The organism is Pseudomonas sp. xss_4, from assembly GCF_043104125.1.
GTDB lineage: Bacteria > Pseudomonadota > Gammaproteobacteria > Pseudomonadales > Pseudomonadaceae > Aquipseudomonas > Aquipseudomonas parafulva_B.
Map to the genome: position 1 here is coordinate 47,882 of NZ_JBICKJ010000046.1, position 13,404 is coordinate 61,285.

The window sequence follows — 13,404 nt, forward strand, 5'->3', positions numbered from 1 at the left end:
CATGAGTCGTTATTCTAAAGGCGAGACTTCGCAAGCTAAGCTAATGGAGAAGCAGGCCAAAACTCAAAGCCTGCTCAACAAAATCGTCCTTATCAGGAGGGCCTCACAAGAACACCAAAGGCTACCTACTCTCGACGCACTGAAAAGCAAGAGAGGCATCCCCTTCAAGGCTGCGCTAGCGTGGGAAGACGCTGCTCTAGAGGTTTCATCATGCTCATATAACACCTCACAGGAGCCGTACAACATAGAGTATTCAGGGCAATTAGCGGAAGCACTTGAGATTTATAATGCAATGATCACCCTTCCGGATACACCTTTACCCAAGCCCCGAACAACCAAGCGCTCCCAACAAGAAGAAGTGACGACTTTGAAGAATCAGATCAACTATTTAACAAATACAGTTGCCGAGATTTACCGAGCTTATATGCAGCTAGCTGACAGAGTGGATGAGCAAACTCGCCAAGACCAACGATATCAGCAAGTCCTGAAAAGCCATACACAGACACTCGACAGAGCGCATTTAACTTTGGTGAAGCCATGATCCACACAGCAAAGGCTCCGCGACTTGATTTCCTTTTCAACCATGGCCATACGACTCCCCCACCGCTCCCCCTGCTATTTGACTCAAATGGGAATTTCTGCTGGGAGATGAATAGCTATCTAACGCAATATGGCGGTGGCCCCCATAGCTACGGAGCACGCCCTCTACCAAAAACAATATTTAGCCGAGCCGAAACACTTAACACCTTCCAGGAATACTTAGACTCGCACAAACTAAGAATTTTTGATGTAACCGACGAAGACCTATACGACTTTGTTACTTTCAAGAAAAAATCAGGAAATAGCAATCCAACAACCATCAAAAGAATTATAAGACAAATATTATTTCTACTAGAGCACACTCAAAAAGAAAACAAGTTTACAAAACTTATTACGACAGACCCGAGCGAGCACAACTTTCAAATTAACGCCACTGAAGAACACTATAACTTTCAGAAACGCAGAGTACGCTTCTTGTCTCACCCCTGCATAGACGAGCTTAGAGACAAACCAGCCGAACCGGTAAGCTTTATTCGAAATAACGAGCTAAACGCTTGGCACGAAGCTATTCATGACTACACATCAAATCAGTATGTCATAGATAGATGGTACACGCTTGCCACTCTATTGGAATTCACAGGGTGCCGGATCGAAGAAGCGATTAATATACCCGCGAGCTCAATCATCGACGCATTCAAAAACAAAGATCTCGTTAAAAATATCCCAGTCCTCAAAGGCAAGTATAAGGGGTGCTTACGGCAAGTATTGATCCCTGACGCTGAGTTATTAGAATTATACAAATTCGTCAAACTCACTCACGAGTTGCATCCACACAGCGTGCTTCATGACAAAATTTTTGTTAGCGAGGGCAGCGGCCTTCCAATGTCACGCAAGACATTCAATTCTTATTACCGGGTGGTTGCAAACGCATCCAAACACAAGGACATACTTCAAGGAATTTCATATCACAACTTTCGACACCGCTACTTCACAATACTGGTTGCACAAAACATCAGTAAGCTTTCGAAAATGTCCAAAGCTAACATCTTGGATGTGGCAATGGCTATTGTGCGCAAGGATTCGTACCACGCCTCTAAGGACACCCTTTCAACCTACATTCACCTTACACAAGACCCAGAAATTCAGGCGATTTTGAAAGCTGAACCTAATGCGTCCACAACCCTTCAGTCGATCCAGAGCATTGTCGATGCAGTGGACGGTAGATCCTCCGAGGAGAAGCTCGCAGCGATAAAGGCTTTGATGAAAGCCAAGTCTCCTTGAGATGCTAAGGTGGCTACCCTCCCTGGCCGTCTATAAAGCCCGCCAGGGAGAACATCTTTTGAGGAGGTACAGATGTCCTGGGTAAGAAAGCTATCGCTCCGGCTGTTCCCTGATAAGCGCCCGGCCTGGGTGCAGCAGCAAGAGCGGGACTTCACAGCCGCAGTTAACTCCCTCAAGACGCTCCATGTTTCTGAGGGTGGAAGGATGTCTATCGACCCGGAAGAGATCAGGGAGCAGGTCTTGGAGTCACGGGAGCGACTAAAGGAATTGGTACGCAGGCCCGAGAGATAAGATAGGTCGCTGCTGTGGCCACATTTGTGGCCAGCGACCCGTCCATCGATGCAGGATTAAACGCCTGGCTCTCGCTCCCAAAGCCGCCACACAGTGCCCTTTGAGTACCCCAGAGCACGAGACACCTCGGCCTGTGTAAGGCCGTCTTTTTTCAGCGCCTGAACTGCCTTCCACTTCTCTCTTGCAGCCGTCACACGCGGATGCTCAATCTCGCGAGGCCGTCGCTCCAGGATCTCGTTGGCTCTGCCCAGGGCCTCTGCCTCCACGATGGCATCGACCAGTACCTGGTGAGTCGTCTGCTGATTTTCAGCTGCAATGACCATGGCGAACAGGGTCGCTGGACTGATGTTCAACGAAATGGCCAGATCCCTCACGGTATCGATGGTGGCCGTGAAGCGAGCCGCTTCCAGTTCGCTGATCGTTTGTTGACGAAGAAGGCCAGAGACCTCCTGTTGAGACAGACCTTGCTGCGTTCGGAGCGACTGGAGCACGGCGGCGAGAGAGTGGCGTAGCGGCATTTCTGCCTCCGCAAAAGGAGACGGTATGCCTCGTTTGCCTAGACTCGCTCAAACAGATATATTGGTTTGAGTGAGTCGAATGGCGATCTGCCGCTACGTTCCCCGTTCGCACATCACCTCGTCGTTCTGAATACTGAGGTAATTGGTGACTGATAGCTCCGTAGAGCACGAGCTGCTCCAGGAAGGGCACGCCTCTTCCGCCGGGACGTCGCTGTCCCAACCCGAAATTGAGGCATTACTTGCCGAACGCTTTCCTCGCAGGCCCTATTGCTTGGTTGAGGACTGGCTCATCTTCCACGTTGACGAGCCACAGGAGTCGCTGGACAGAGTCCGGTCTGTAGGCCTGCAGCCGATGTTCCTGTACTCCCACTGCGTTAACTACGACAGCGAGGGGCGATTCCCGCCAGGGGGATGGGTGCGCTCGACGCTGTGCAAGACCTATGACGGCGCTTGCATGTTCGAAACGCGCAACACCGTGTACGTCTTGGTTGGCCCTGGTCGGGAGCAGACCGCCTCGCTGAAGACAATTTTCGGCTTATGTTGACCCGCAGGCCCCATAGGTGGGCTTGCCCAGATGAGATCCACGATGTTCCGCATTAGCACGCAAGACCAGGCTGGCCCTGTCGGTATGTTTGGGGACGGCCTTGCTCACTTTCATGCAGTCTCCCGGTCTCTGGCCACTCACTGGTATCACGTCAGCCTCAAGCGCCGGCACGAAGATCGGTTCGTCGCCTACGAGGAGATGCTCAACGATGAGATGCGTCTCGTCGAGCTGCTGGTGGCGCAAGACGAGAGCCTGGTTGTGCAGGAAGTCCAAGCCGTCACCCCATCCTGGATGAACAAGGATGTCGGTTGGAAGATGGAGAAGCTCACGTCGCTTTCGATGGGACACAACCAGGCTGGTGTGGCCGTCTGCGTTCTGGAAGTAGAGGGTGGTGCTGTGTACGTCGATACACATGAGCCTGGTCTCGGTGCCGACTCCTTGAACGGCGTCAGGGAGCTGTATCGACGCGGTATGGCTCAGGCCAGTGCTGCAGCAGAATCTCGGAGGGCTTAGGGATGTCAGAGGTCAACACGGTGAAGGTGGACTATCACGTGAAGCGCTACTCGGACTTCGACCTGTTGCGTATTGCTCGAGCTGTAGGCCAAGGGTACGAAGACGACATCACTGCGTTTCTGGTGAATGTCCACATTCATCGACTGAGCGCCGTTGGCGTGGTCTTTGGGCATGTGCGGCAAGGGCCTCATGGTCGATTCGCCGATGGGCACCTGATCCAGACTTCCGACATCGTGGCTATCAAGAAGGAAGGTAAGTTCTGGGTGATCACGACCATGAACTCTGTGTACGTGGTGGCTACCTTCCGCCGTGATGGTGGGCGCCGGAGCTTGAGGGATTTTTGCCGCCTGGTTGGTAACAGCATCCCGAACACTGATCTGATTCATTAGTTAGAGCCTGGGCATGCGAGCGTGTCCAAGGTCTCCCCGTGCCGGAAATTCAGGTTATGCAAGGAGCTGTAAGTGATCAAATTTGAGTATCTGAGGTTTTCCGGCTGTTTAGAGGATATCCGAGTTTTCGAGCACTTCTCGGACGTAGTCCAGGTAATCATGAAAATCGATGGGGTGCTAATCCCAAACTTCAAGATTCCGTTGCCGATCTTCGAAGAGCTAGAGAAAGGGTCGCATGTTGAGTTTTATGCTCTCGTGCAAAACTCAAAAAACAAGGTAAAGAACACAGAGATTGTCTATGCAGCTAAGACCTCGAGCGGCAAGCTCCTGTGTGTGCCGAGCATGCGCTATGAAGTGCAGTTCCACTTCCTGATGATCGCGGCGATTTGGGCTGCCGTGGCGATTGTTCTGAGTTGGATTGCACTGATCTTCGTGTCAAGCTCTTTCAGCGGAAGTCTTTCGGTTTCAGAGCAATGGTCTGTAACCAACTGGGGATCTTTGTTCATAGGGCTAGGAGTTGGGGCGTTTTTCGTTGGGAGCGGTATCTACCTGTTCCATAAAACCACGGTTCTTGATACATGGAAGTCGATTGCGCCTGATTTGTTGGTAGAGCGCTTCAGCAAACTGCATCGTTGAAGCCTGGGCGAGCCCCTCCTTCGGAGGTGCGGCTGTCGTGAACCGAGCCCGGCCTTGCCGGTCTCGGCCCTCGCGGGCTTTCATCCTCTCGCCTTTCGGCCATCCCTGGCCGGCGCGCTCCGCTTGCGGTTTGATCGCAAATCACATGGCCGGGCCTCTACCCCAACAGTAAACCTTGAGCACTATGAATACACCGGCTGAAGCTCTACCCGAGATCGACATTGGAGAGTTCCGTCAGCGCTATCCACAGCTGTTTTCTGATCCTGGCGTCGATGTGATCTACTGCGGGCCTGGCTGGAAAAACCTCCTCCTCGCACTGTGCGATACGCTGCGGGATCACCTGGCTCGACATCCAGAGGTTGTCCCGGTGACCGTCGCGCAGATCAAATCAAAATTCGGAGAGCTGCACTTCTTCTACGATGGCGGGGATGCCTACTGCCGAGGCGCGGTAGATGTTGCCACCGAGTTATCGCTGAAGACTTGCTCCTACTGTGGCTCTCCTGGAAGGCAGGTGGGTACGACCTGGGTCAGCACGCTCTGCTCCGCACATAGCAGCAATGCCTCTCTTACTTCTGAGTAGAAGTCCGGGCTTACTATCGTTAAGGATGGTGGGCTTTGAGCGCGATAGCCCGTTGGGTCTTTCACAGCGATGTCGTATGCTCGATTCGCTGTGCTTGATCAAGGACGCGTGGCATGCCCAAGATAAAACCGTTTGATATGAAGCTCCTGGATCTCCTCTTCGAAATGGAAGGGGGTTACGTTTTGGATTTTTCGAACGCTACCTTCAGCCGGTTCTTCCTCGGGGAGTTGGAGATCGATATTGATGATCAACTCTTCACCGCCGATGGTACGTCCAAGGCCAAGCGCTTTCGCAGCTTCCTAAACCTTGCAGATACCCAGACGTGTGTACGAGCCTTGAAGGCCGTGTGGGCACATCGACAGGCTCGCCTGTTGTATGAAGGTCGAGATGACCCAGTTGCGAATGCCGAAGGGCGTTTTCTGACCCTGATCCAAGATTTGGAATCGGGCACCTCCAGTAGCCGCGTTGCAGGCGATCCATTTGCCGCAGTACGCAAAGTCAGCGTTAATGAGGCGGCCAAGCTCAAGCAGGCCCTGCTGGATATCCATAAGCTCGCGCCCCAGGCACGAGGTTATGCGTTTGAGACGTTCCTGCAGCAGCTGTTTGAGGCCTCCAACCTCCAACCACGTGCCCCATTCCGGAATACCGGGGAACAGATCGACGGGAGCTTCATGTGTCGCGGTGACATCTACCTCGTCGAAGCGAAGTGGGTAACTAACCCCGTTGGAGCTGGTGAGCTTCATGTCCTACAGGGCAAGATCAACGAGAAGGCTGCATGGACACGCGGAGTGTTCATCAGCTACTACGGCTTCACGGATGTTGGATTAGAAGCCTTCGGTCGTGGGAAAAGCCTGGTGTGTATTTCTGGCAAAGATATCCGCGACGCACTCGACAAACAGATACCGTTCGCCGACGTCATCGACCGCAAGGTTCGAGCTGCCGCAGAGACCGGATCGGTGTTCGTTGAGGTGAATAGCCTGTTTTAGATCGAGACTTATCTTCAGTCCGGGATAGCAGTTGGGCGTTAACTGAATGTATTCTTGCCCCACCAACAATGTAGGAAGCTAACAATGTCTCGTCTTGCAGAATTTCGTCGTCTCGAGCAGCAACTCGCTCAGCAGCTTGCAGAATTGGAAGCGATGAAAAGCGATGGCGCCATCCAGGCCGAAATGGAGTTTGAAAACAAACTCCGCGCCTTGCTTGGCGAATACGGTTACAGCCTCCGCGAAGTGATTAACATCCTGGATCCGCAAGCTGGCACTCGTCGTCTAGCCCCTCAGACTCAAGAGAAATCCACTCGTAAGCCACGCGAGCTCAAGGTATACAAAAACCCGCACAACGGTGAAGTTGTGCAAACCAAGGGCGGCAACCACGCTGTTCTGAAAGAATGGAAAGCTGAGCACGGTGCCGAGACTGTGGAATCGTGGCGTCAGTAAGCATCGCTTCTTGACGCAGCAAATGTCAGTTAGGTAGCCTCATGTGGTACGTGTCCGGCACCAAAACCTCTCTGAGGAAAAGACCTCTTCAACGGCAACCTAAACCCCGTCGTGGAGAGCCGGAGACCCCGAGCAAGACCTTGAAAAACCGCCTTTCCAGGCGGTTTTTTTATGTGTGTAAGTACCCTGGATGCTTGGCTCAGAAGTGGTTTCGAGTGCGATCAGCGATTTCATTGAGAACAGTATGGATGGGCGTTGGACGTCACGTCCGTGTGGCCAAATAGCCTGCATTCATAGATATAAAAGGTTCAGCAGGTAGCGGCAGCCTTCGTCCTGGCCAGAGATGTAACTCACCGGCCTGTCGACCGCAAATTCAAGCACATCGCCAGGCTGCATCGAGTATCTGTCGTCACCGTACAGCACCTCTAGCGCCCCCTCGAGCAACCAAACTCGCTGATGGTAGGGATTGCTGTGCCATTGAGGGTAATCGACTCGAGTAGCCGGTGGCAGGTCGATTTCGATGAGCTCGCTACTGCTAGACTCCTTCCGTTCCGCGACCTGCCTGCGGATGTAGCCGCTTTGGCTGTCCTGCCAGGTTGGCTGGTCTGCCTGACGTCGCAGAATTGAGTAAGGAAGCGCAGTTTCCTCTGTGAGTAGCTCGGTCAGCGAAACCCCTAAGCCCGCTGCCAGTCGACCCAGAACTGCAGCTGTTGGACTGCTTTCAAGTCTTTGTGTATTCCAGTGATGCTGACACTCAGTTCCAGAGATTGTGGCCCATTCATGCTGGAGACCCTGACCATCCTTTCCAGTGATTGTGATCCACCACGCTGATGGTTTTGACCGGCAGAGTTGGGGCGAATCGTACCTGTGCTGCTCCCATGCAATCGCGCGCCCAGTGTGCTAGGCGGTGTTCTCCTTTGATACCGAAGGTGCCGCCAGTATCTCGCCGCTTTTTGTAGTTAGGATTTGTCGATATTGGCTGCGTGATGATCACTGGCAATGAATCGAGGTGTGATTGATGGGCAAGTTCAGTGACGGTGACTGGCGGCCAGAGATAGTTGAGGTCTTTGTCGAGACGGTACTCTTCTGGATTGCCCGAATCGGCCCTCTCTGGCACGACACTCCAGAAGCCTCTTCCCAGACATTCTTTAAGGGGCCGCCGATTAGGACTTCAAGGCGGGAGATCAACTGAATCATATTCAGTGAGGCGTACTGACGCCGGTGCAACGGCAGGTGTTTGCCCTGCTAACGCCGCGCCCGCAACCACTCAATTAGTTCAGGTAGTGGCATCGGCCTGGCAAACCAGAAACCTTGCCCTTGAGAGCATCCTGCCTCCCGCAGGAAGGCTAGTTGCTCCTCCGTTTCAACCCCCTCAGCCACCGTGCGCATACTGAGTCCTTTGGCCATACCGAGAATGGCCTGAACGATAGCCTGATCGCTGCGGCTTTCAAGAAGACCAGTAACGAACGATCGATCGATCTTCAGCTTGTCAAACCGCAACTTTTTCAACCGGTTCAACGACGAAAAGCCGACACCAAAATCATCCATTGCCAAACGGATGCCGGCCTCATGCAGTTCATCCGAGGTCTGCAATACCTGGGCCGAAGAATTCATTGCCACATCTTCGGTGATCTCAAGCTCCAAACGTTCAGCCGGCAGTCCAGTGCTAACAAGCAACTGATGAACCAGCGCGCAGAATCCGGCTTCACTGAACAACGGGGCACAGATGTTGACCGCTACCGCCACATCCAGCAGGCCCGTTTCGATTAGCGTCATATTGTCTTTGCACGCTTGGCGAATGACCCAGCGTCCAATAGTCGGCATCAGGCCGTATTCCAGTGCTACAGGAATAAACTGATCTGGTGCCACTAGGCCATTAACGCCATCACGCCAACGCAGCAAGGCCTCCATGCCGCACGGCTGCAAGGTCTGCATATCGAACTGTAACTGGTAATGCAACTCGAACTGCTCTAGCGAAATGGCCTTGCGCAAGCGACTGAGCAGGCGATAGACCCGCTCGGATCGTTCACGTAACGCTTGATCGAATAGGCGAATACAGCCGCCTCCTTCCACCTTGGCCTGATACATGGCGATATCAGCTTCATTCATCACCTCATCGGCTGTCAGACCGTCATCGGGGTACAGGCTGATGCCGATACTTGCGCCGACACTGAGTGCCCGATTATCAATGACGAATGGCTCCTTCAGCGCCTCCATCAAGCGTGCGGCGATGTGAGAGGCTGTTTCCCCTTTGGAATCTAGATTGATAGAGACGACGAACTCGTCTCCCCCCACCCGACCTAATAAGTCACTATCGCGCAAGGTTTTCTGAAAACGCTCAGCTGCTAGCTTGAGCAAGCGGTCGCCAATCTGATGACCATGGTTGTCGTTGATCTGCTTGAAACCGTCCAGATCGATGAACAACACTGCAATCTTCCGCCCACTGGTCTGACAAGCCTCAATGGCTTTGGACAGCCCTTCAATAAACTCACGTCGATTGGCACACCCGGTAAGCCCGTCGTATTTGGCCAGAAAGGCAATGTGCTCGGTGAACTTGCGGCGCTCACTGATGTCGTGGCAGATGCCGACGAATAACTGCTGACCATCCTGACTGAACTCACTGACGCTCAAATGCAGCGGAAAGCAGCTGCCGTCTTTGCGCTGGCCCGTGACCTCTCTGCCAATGCCGATGATCTTGCGCTCACCGCTAGAGCAATAGTTGTTTAAATAATTATCGTGCTCTTGGGCATACGGTGCGGGCATTAGCATGGAGATGTTCTTGCCGAGCATCTCGTCCAAACTGAAGCCGAAAAGTGTTTGTGTAGACTGGTTAACCGCCTGGAGAGCACCGCGTGCGTTGATGACCATGATGGCATCTACAGCGGCATTGAAAATAGCACCGGCAAGCGCTGACTCCAGGCCATTCCATGTATTCGGTTCCGCCCCGTCAGGCACCTGATTGTTCTCTCCCCATTTTTTCATTTCAGTTACCGAAGCGCTCAACCAATGCATGCATGGCATGTGATGTCTGTTTCAAGTCGTTGCCCACCTGCGCGGACTCCCCAGCCAGCTCGGCATTATGGTCAGAGGCTTGGGCAATGCGCGTGATCTGCCGGGAAATATCCTCGGCGACATGCGCCTGTTCTTCTGATGCCGCCGCCATCTGCTGGCCCATGTCATGGATCAAGCCAACGGCGCTACTGATTCCTTGCAGCGCCTCCTGGGTAGCGATCACCTGCTGCACACCGGCGGCGGCCTCTTGGGTGCCGGCCTGGGCTATAGTCACCGCGTTCTGCGCCCCCGCCAACAGTGCCTTGATGATGTCCTGAATAGCCTTGGTCGACTCCTGAGTCTTCGATGCCAAGGCTCGTACTTCATCTGCCACCACGGCAAAGCCCCGGCCCTGTTCGCCGGCTCGTGCCGCCTCGATGGCCGCATTCAAGGCTAGCAAGTTGGTTTGCTCGGCAATTGCCCGAATCATACCCGCTGCCTGTTCAATAGTTTGAGTGTCGCGCGCTAATGCCTCCACCGAATCGCTAATTCCGGACACCGTATGTGCCAAGCTCTCGATCACGTCGCGTGTCTTGCCAGCCTCGGCAGAGCCGTTACGAGCCAGTGTATTAACCCGCTTCGCCTCATCTGCGGTGCGATGAACATGTGCTGATACCTCGGCAATCGAGGCCGCCATCTCATGCATGGCAGTTGCCGTCATATCGGCCTCGCTTCGCTGAGCCAGCAAAGAGGTTTCGGCGCTGCTGGTCAATTGACCACTGCGTTGGGCCAGCTCTGAACTATGGTCTGCATAATCCTCAAGACGGCTAAGCACGGTGCTAATTCGCGCGCGCTCACTGATCAACGCCATTTGTATCTGGGCGGGTTTACCAACCAAGTCGGTATAGGTGCGAGCAATTAATTCGCTATCGAAAGCCCCATGCACAGTATTTTTCAAACGTAATAACAAATGCTCGGAAAGCCGATTTTGCCAAGCCTGTAATGCAAAAAACGCAATCACTGCGCAACCGCTGGCAATTGCCGGGGAGATGAGCAGAGACACTGCCAACACGAGTAGGCTGGCAAGCAGAGGCATAGCCAGCATCCGCAAGAAACGTGAAGCTTTGCCTGCTGAATCGCTCCACGTTCCAGAGCGCATCCGTGCATATAGGGCAGAGGCCCTGCGCACTTGCTCGGCATCCGGTTTTACCCGTACTGACTCATACCCCGTCACCCGGCCGTTTTCGGTTATCGGCGTCACATAGGCGTTGACCCAATAGAAGTCACCGTTTTGGCAGCGATTCTTAACGATGCCCATCCAGGCCTTGCCGACCTTGAGGTGACTCCACATGTGCGCGAATACCGCTTCTGGCATATCCGGATGGCGCACGATATTGTGCGGGGCCCCCAGCAGCTGATTACGTTCGAAGCCACTGATGCTGACGAAGGCATCATTACAGTATGTGATGGTGCCATGCGTATCCGTAGTCGTGATCAAGCGTTGAGTCGCGTCGAAATCACGCTCTCTCGTAGTCACAGGGCCATTGTTTTTCATCGAATAAAGCCTCGGAATCAATTTTCAGTGATCGCAAAAAGCCATCATACCAAAAAAATCATTTTGGCATTCTGGATGATTAGGGATCCTCCGAGCAAGTTAGCTTCTGGCGTGCAGAAGCTAACGCACTGGCTCGTGCAGAACACAGACCGGTCTGTGGCCCAGATCGCATACGAGTGCGGATTCTCCGATAGCACCCACTTCTGCAAGAGCTTCAAGAAGCGCTTTTCGATTTCACCTGCGCGGCTTCGCAAGCAACACAGGGAAATGGGCTGCGTCTAGCTCGATCAATTGACCCGCTGATGTTCACGCGGGCTGCTACAGCGGTCTCTTTAGACCCCGGTATTCAGCTCCCAAAACGCCCCATCCTGGCTCAAGGACAATTGTCGCGGCGAGTCGCAATCTGGCATGAAGGCGGCGCATTGGGAAGGTTCGCCATGCAAAAGCGGCACGTACATTGCTGATGTAACGAGTACAGCAAAAGGCAGCCTTATCGCGAGCTTTCCACTCGTTAGTTTTAATCGTTGGACGTCGGCGAATACGGCAGGAGCCGTCACGTTTTGTACTGCCTACAGGCGGTCATGCCTGGGCACATGATAATAAAAAGAGGACGCTACTCATCATGACGATGCCAAAGTCAACCCTGGATGTCTCCAGAATGTTCATTATTGGTGGTGCATGCATTGCACTACTCATCGGCTCAGGTTTTGCGACGGGCCAGGAAATCATGCAGTACTTTGTCGCCTATGGTCATGCCGGGCTGATCAGTATCCTCCTGATGTTTGCACTCTTTACCTATGTTGCGTTCAGTTTCGTCATGGCGGGTTACGAACAAAAGTTCAGCGCGCCCAAGGAAATATTCACGTATTACTGCGGTAAAAAACTCGGCGCCTTCTTCGACTATTTCTCGGTGCTTTTCCTGTATATGTCGTTCTGGGTGATGATTGCCGGAGCGGGGGCCGCGCTCAATCAGAAACTTGGCTGGCCTAACTGGTATGGCGGCGTGTTGATGGGGGGCTTGACCTTGGTCACGCTGTTCTTCGGCTTCAATCGGTTGATCAGCGTGGTGGGTTCGATCGGCCCTCTGCTTTCGGTTCTAGCGATCATGATAGGTGTGGCAGGTGTCGTCATGAACACCCAGGGGCTGGTTGAATTCCCTGCCGTATTGAAGCCATTGACCGAAAGCAAGACCGTTCTGCAGGCCGGGAGCAACTGGTTTACAGCCTGCCTTTCCTACGTAGGTTTCTGCATGATGTGGCTGGCGGTCTTCATGACCAACCTGGGCAGTACCAGCAAGAGCCGGGCAGAGGCAGGGGGTGGTGCGTTTTTGGGGATGTTGCTTTTTTCCCTGGCCGTGCTGGCCATGATGCTGGGCCTGGCTGCAAACCTCAGCGATGTTGCCACTGCGCAGATCCCATCCCTGGTGCTGGTTGAAAAAATTTCCCCTTCGCTGACCGGCCTGATCACGGTGGTGATTCTCGCCGCCATCTACACCACGGCAGCGTCGCTGCTCTGGGCCCCAGTGAAACGCTTCGCGCCAGATGAGTTCAGCATTCGTCATCGACTGCTGCTGTGTGTGCTTTGCACCGTGGGCACGCTGGTTGGTCTGAATGTGCCGTTCGATGCACTGATCAACGTGGTATACGTGGTCAATGGCTATATTGGTTTCGGTTTGCTCTTCCTGATGCTGGTCAAGGATTTCAAGACCCGCGTATTGAAGCGCTCCCTCCAAACCGTATAAGCAAAAATCGCTTATCTTCACGCTGAACCTCACAGGTGATCGACTGAGACGCTGTTGGACGTCTCAGTCGATCTTTGCTTATGTGAAACGCTTAGGGAAACTCCGATCAAGTCAGCACAGGCGGCCTGACCTGTGCTGACTTGATCGGAGTTTCCTTAGCTGAATCGGCAATTGGTCGTATATCTTTTGAGTGAAACTGGGCAGTTTCAGTCATTTTTTGTGGTCGCCCCGCACCACGCGTGAGCAGCATGTAGCCAGTAGCTTGCCTTGCTGAGCAACTTGCCAAAGTGGAGTACGCGCCCTCTGAGGCCTGACACCGCTGAGTGATTCGCTACGCCCGCTGACGGGGGGCCTTCTAACAGGCTTTGAGCTGCGTACGATGCTTTATC

General features: G+C 53.5%; 15 protein-coding genes. 11 read left to right on the top strand and 4 right to left on the bottom strand.

Annotation, left to right across the window (positions count from 1 at the left end; translation table 11 throughout):
- The first annotated feature begins 1 nt into the window (after position 1).
- Positions 2–541: a hypothetical protein gene (locus ACF8GB_RS09245; protein WP_052742384.1), complete on the top strand. Its 540-nt coding sequence runs from the start codon at positions 2–4 to the stop codon at positions 539–541.
- Positions 538–1,821, top strand: a complete 1,284-nt coding sequence (locus tag ACF8GB_RS09250; RefSeq protein WP_079989982.1) for a site-specific integrase — start codon at positions 538–540, stop codon at positions 1,819–1,821. The genes ACF8GB_RS09245 and ACF8GB_RS09250 overlap by 4 nt, the downstream gene beginning before the upstream one ends.
- A gap of 347 nt (positions 1,822–2,168) precedes the next feature.
- Here ACF8GB_RS09250 and ACF8GB_RS09255 read toward each other — a convergent pair whose 3' ends face one another.
- On the bottom strand, positions 2,169–2,630 hold the full coding sequence (locus ACF8GB_RS09255; protein WP_070094660.1) for a helix-turn-helix domain-containing protein: 462 nt from the start codon (positions 2,628–2,630) through the stop codon (positions 2,169–2,171).
- A 145-nt stretch (positions 2,631–2,775) separates the two neighbouring features.
- Between ACF8GB_RS09255 and ACF8GB_RS09260 the strand changes: the two genes are divergently transcribed.
- The 7 genes from ACF8GB_RS09260 to ACF8GB_RS09290 all read left to right on the top strand — a co-directional run bounded on the left by ACF8GB_RS09260 (position 2,776) and on the right by ACF8GB_RS09290 (position 6,728).
- Complete coding sequence (locus ACF8GB_RS09260; protein WP_070094661.1) at positions 2,776–3,174, top strand: DUF6957 family protein; 399 nt, start codon at positions 2,776–2,778, stop codon at positions 3,172–3,174.
- A gap of 42 nt (positions 3,175–3,216) precedes the next feature.
- Positions 3,217–3,687 carry a hypothetical protein gene (locus tag ACF8GB_RS09265; RefSeq protein ID WP_070094662.1) on the top strand — a complete coding sequence of 157 codons (471 nt, stop codon included), beginning with the start codon at positions 3,217–3,219 and terminating at the stop codon, positions 3,685–3,687.
- Positions 3,688–3,689: 2 nt separating this feature from the next.
- A complete protein-coding gene (locus tag ACF8GB_RS09270; RefSeq protein WP_070094663.1) occupies positions 3,690–4,076 on the top strand; it encodes a hypothetical protein in 387 nt (128 codons plus the stop codon).
- Between the two features lie 72 nt (positions 4,077–4,148).
- Complete coding sequence (locus tag ACF8GB_RS09275) at positions 4,149–4,712, top strand: hypothetical protein (RefSeq protein ID WP_208210329.1); 564 nt, start codon at positions 4,149–4,151, stop codon at positions 4,710–4,712.
- 184 nt (positions 4,713–4,896) lie between these two features.
- A complete protein-coding gene (locus tag ACF8GB_RS09280) occupies positions 4,897–5,292 on the top strand; it encodes a hypothetical protein (protein WP_392526905.1) in 396 nt (131 codons plus the stop codon).
- 113 nt (positions 5,293–5,405) lie between these two features.
- Positions 5,406–6,278 carry a restriction endonuclease gene (locus ACF8GB_RS09285; protein WP_100412981.1) on the top strand — a complete coding sequence of 291 codons (873 nt, stop codon included), beginning with the start codon at positions 5,406–5,408 and terminating at the stop codon, positions 6,276–6,278.
- A gap of 84 nt (positions 6,279–6,362) precedes the next feature.
- Positions 6,363–6,728: a histone-like nucleoid-structuring protein, MvaT/MvaU family gene (locus ACF8GB_RS09290; protein WP_070094665.1), complete on the top strand. Its 366-nt coding sequence runs from the start codon at positions 6,363–6,365 to the stop codon at positions 6,726–6,728.
- Positions 6,729–7,506: 778 nt separating this feature from the next.
- Here ACF8GB_RS09290 and ACF8GB_RS09295 read toward each other — a convergent pair.
- The 3 genes from ACF8GB_RS09295 to ACF8GB_RS09305 all read right to left on the bottom strand — a co-directional run bounded on the left by ACF8GB_RS09295 (position 7,507) and on the right by ACF8GB_RS09305 (position 11,274).
- On the bottom strand, positions 7,507–7,845 hold the full coding sequence (locus ACF8GB_RS09295) for a hypothetical protein (RefSeq protein ID WP_137108964.1): 339 nt from the start codon (positions 7,843–7,845) through the stop codon (positions 7,507–7,509).
- Between the two features lie 128 nt (positions 7,846–7,973).
- Positions 7,974–9,740: a GGDEF domain-containing phosphodiesterase gene (locus tag ACF8GB_RS09300; protein ID WP_173585795.1), complete on the bottom strand. Its 1,767-nt coding sequence runs from the start codon at positions 9,738–9,740 to the stop codon at positions 7,974–7,976.
- Positions 9,712–11,274 carry a PAS domain-containing methyl-accepting chemotaxis protein gene (locus ACF8GB_RS09305; protein WP_100412979.1) on the bottom strand — a complete coding sequence of 521 codons (1,563 nt, stop codon included), beginning with the start codon at positions 11,272–11,274 and terminating at the stop codon, positions 9,712–9,714. Before ACF8GB_RS09305 ends, ACF8GB_RS09300 begins: the two co-directional genes overlap by 29 nt.
- Positions 11,275–11,349: 75 nt before the next feature.
- Here ACF8GB_RS09305 and ACF8GB_RS09310 point away from each other — a divergent pair, with 75 nt between their 5' ends.
- Both ACF8GB_RS09310 and ACF8GB_RS09315 read left to right on the top strand, forming a co-directional pair.
- Positions 11,350–11,556, top strand: coding sequence for a helix-turn-helix domain-containing protein (locus ACF8GB_RS09310; RefSeq protein WP_081337546.1), 207 nt, complete (start codon positions 11,350–11,352; stop codon positions 11,554–11,556).
- Between the two features lie 340 nt (positions 11,557–11,896).
- Positions 11,897–13,015: a hypothetical protein gene (locus ACF8GB_RS09315; protein ID WP_170976261.1), complete on the top strand. Its 1,119-nt coding sequence runs from the start codon at positions 11,897–11,899 to the stop codon at positions 13,013–13,015.
- Positions 13,016–13,404: the final 389 nt, after the last annotated feature.

Excerpts from the sequence above, each read along its gene's own strand:
- ACF8GB_RS09245 (WP_052742384.1), top strand. The coding sequence starts at position 2 with ATGAGTCGTTATTCTAAAGGCGAGACTTCGCAAGCTAAGCTAATGGAG.
- ACF8GB_RS09250 (WP_079989982.1), top strand. The coding sequence starts at position 538 with ATGATCCACACAGCAAAGGCTCCGCGACTTGATTTCCTTTTCAACCAT.
- ACF8GB_RS09255 (WP_070094660.1), bottom strand. The coding sequence starts at position 2,630 with ATGCCGCTACGCCACTCTCTCGCCGCCGTGCTCCAGTCGCTCCGAACG.
- ACF8GB_RS09265 (WP_070094662.1), top strand. The coding sequence starts at position 3,217 with ATGTTCCGCATTAGCACGCAAGACCAGGCTGGCCCTGTCGGTATGTTT.
- ACF8GB_RS09270 (WP_070094663.1), top strand. The coding sequence starts at position 3,690 with ATGTCAGAGGTCAACACGGTGAAGGTGGACTATCACGTGAAGCGCTAC.
- ACF8GB_RS09280 (WP_392526905.1), top strand. The coding sequence starts at position 4,897 with ATGAATACACCGGCTGAAGCTCTACCCGAGATCGACATTGGAGAGTTC.
- ACF8GB_RS09285 (WP_100412981.1), top strand. The coding sequence starts at position 5,406 with ATGCCCAAGATAAAACCGTTTGATATGAAGCTCCTGGATCTCCTCTTC.
- ACF8GB_RS09290 (WP_070094665.1), top strand. The coding sequence starts at position 6,363 with ATGTCTCGTCTTGCAGAATTTCGTCGTCTCGAGCAGCAACTCGCTCAG.
- ACF8GB_RS09300 (WP_173585795.1), bottom strand. The coding sequence starts at position 9,740 with ATGCATTGGTTGAGCGCTTCGGTAACTGAAATGAAAAAATGGGGAGAG.
- ACF8GB_RS09305 (WP_100412979.1), bottom strand. The coding sequence starts at position 11,274 with ATGAAAAACAATGGCCCTGTGACTACGAGAGAGCGTGATTTCGACGCG.
- ACF8GB_RS09310 (WP_081337546.1), top strand. The coding sequence starts at position 11,350 with ATGATTAGGGATCCTCCGAGCAAGTTAGCTTCTGGCGTGCAGAAGCTA.
- ACF8GB_RS09315 (WP_170976261.1), top strand. The coding sequence starts at position 11,897 with ATGACGATGCCAAAGTCAACCCTGGATGTCTCCAGAATGTTCATTATT.